Source organism: Pedobacter alpinus, from assembly GCF_042684645.1.
In the GTDB taxonomy this organism is placed as follows: domain Bacteria; phylum Bacteroidota; class Bacteroidia; order Sphingobacteriales; family Sphingobacteriaceae; genus Pseudopedobacter; species Pseudopedobacter alpinus.
The window spans coordinates 1-2,394 of sequence record NZ_JBHULV010000018.1; the positions used below are offsets into that span (position 1 = coordinate 1).

A 2,394-nucleotide genomic window follows, 5' to 3' on the forward strand; every position below is an offset into this window, starting at 1 on the left:
TCCGGTTCCGTTCAACCACGGTTTCATTGTTGGCTCTCCGAGCCCAACGAAACCTTAGCTGTTAGCAGTAGGCCTTTTTCAGAGTTATTTAAAAAGTTGTCCAAATTCTTTTGCTTCAAAAAATAATTGCATTTCTGATATAGCACTATTTGATTCTTTGATATTGAATTGACCAAGTTTTTTAGCATTATTTAATGCGTTTTTTAAATGTGGCTTCAATTTTAAATAGATGTCATTGTTTTGCTTTGTAAAATACTTTTCGGTTTTTTCGTAATCTTTTAAATGCTTTTTTAGCTGTTTTTCAGCACTAGCACAAGTATCGAAAAATTTGGAGGTTGATTCAAAATGCAATAATAACCAAAACTCTAAGCAAGGATTGTTAACAATAAGAACTATAGTTTCAGGATACTTTTTACTCAGTATATTTATGTATTCTTCTAATTCTTGAATTCTAGTTTTTTCTCCCTTTTTGACTTCTCGTGTTTCTTTTAAAACTACATCTAAATCAACAATCCAAAATGTTTTAGTATAATCTTCAGAAAGTTGCTTAACTAATTTAAATTGATCAATGAGGGATTTTTTTGATGGTAATTCGGGTTTAATTCGAACATTTAAATTGTCTCGTTCATTTCTGACTAACATTTGAAAATACCAAAATTCAGTTTCGCCATCAATGACAATAGCAAAATTCGGATTTTTATTTCTATTCAGACTTTTGCTAGTTCTCATTGTTAAGGTCGATATAATAATCACCTAAATTAGGAACTCCTCCTAACTTGCCAGCTTTGTATGCGTTGAAGATATTGCTCGTGTCTCGAATAACAGTACTGTCAAAGTCCGAAAGTGAATAGAGTTCTGTTGAACTGAAATCAGATTTGTCAGTAAACCAAATTACATCGTTCCGGAAAATATCTTTATTTGTTAATATCTCTCTATTGTGGGTAGTTGCGATAATTTGAGAGTGTTTAGAGTTAATTAAAAAGGATAACAGAAAGTGAATATATAGTTCTGGATGTAAAGATGCCTCTAATTCATCAATAGGAAAGGCTATTGAATTTTGAATCAATAAGCTTAAAAGACCCGCAAAACCATAATATCTTTTAGTTCCTTCGGATTCAAGGTCAAAAGGTAATTTGTATTTTTGTTCATTTACCGTATGCTCGAATTCTAAATTTACGGATGTTATCTTTCCTTTACTTTTTAATTCATTTAATCTTTCTTGTGGAGCTTTTAGTTGCTTTTCTATAAACTCTAAAAAGCCTTCAGGTATATCATTTTCCTCTTCGTTTATTATGATATTTGAGATATTAAAGTCTGCCTTTTTAAGTATATTGACAACAATATTTTTGTTTATTGATGAGTTGTCAATTCTAGAAGTTACATAACTGTCCAATTCAGTTCTAGTAAAGATTAATGGGTTTAAATAATGTTCAAACCAATCAACAACATCTTTTAACTCTTTTAATTCAATGTTAGTTTTAATAAACCCACCTAAAACAGTATTATTCCATAAAGTGTTAGACTCTAAAGTTTTTTTAAATGTCTTATCTTTTTTTACTTTGCTACCAAATGTTATTTCAGTAAATTGTTTTTCAAGGTCAGTAGTACGCGTAAAAACATTCGACTTTGTAGTATTATAAACATTTAATAACTCTCTTGTTATTGAACTTTTATTGAATTCTACCTCGTAAAAATATCGAGTTTCACTTTGTATAAAGTCAATAGAAATGATTGAGTTTTGATTTGGTGATTTAGAATCAAAAAGAAAAGGTGAAAAATCAAAAGATTCTGTCTTTTTTTTTGCAGGTTCTAAAACTAGGTCTCTTAAAAATTCAAGTGCTTTTAAGATAGTCGTTTTACCAGATGCATTAGCTCCATAGATTAATGCTAATTTAAGAAGTCGGAGTTCACTAGAGGTTTTAATTACATAATAATCTTCAAGATGGGTCGATTTGTCAGCTTCAAAAGAAAGGATTTGTTTATCCTTGATTGAGCCGAAATTTTGTACACTAAAATTTATTATCATTTTTATCCTAAATTTTGAAATTCATCTGCAAATATAGAGATAATAATCTTTTTTATGAGTAATATTAACTTATTATATGTAGTTTCTTTACAATTTTAATTGATAAATTTTTGAAAGAGTCGTTTTTTAGGCTTACTGCTAACGTTTACAGGTTTACGTTGTGCCCGAATAGATAGCACTTCATTGTCGCCCGAGCACTAAAGTAATAAAAAGCAGAACAGAACAAGAACCACCTCACCCGGGCATAATGCAAACCTGCTGTTGAACTAAACCTTCGGTAACTTATCGCTCGATAACCTGACCTTGTTCCTATCCGTATGAAAGATAAATAAAAATCAATAGATATGACAAAAAAAAGAATTTTGAAG

The 2,394-nt window shown here is 29.9% G+C and carries 2 protein-coding genes; both read right to left on the minus strand.

The features are described from left to right. Positions 1-84 precede the first annotated feature (84 nt). Positions 85-729, minus strand: a complete 645-nt coding sequence (locus tag ACFSSE_RS06120; protein ID WP_379044662.1) for an RloB family protein — start codon at positions 727-729, stop codon at positions 85-87. Next, entirely contained in the window at positions 719-2,026 is a 1,308-nt protein-coding gene (locus ACFSSE_RS06125) for an AAA family ATPase (protein WP_379044665.1), read from the minus strand. Before ACFSSE_RS06125 ends, ACFSSE_RS06120 begins: the two co-directional genes overlap by 11 nt. Positions 2,027-2,394: the final 368 nt, after the last annotated feature.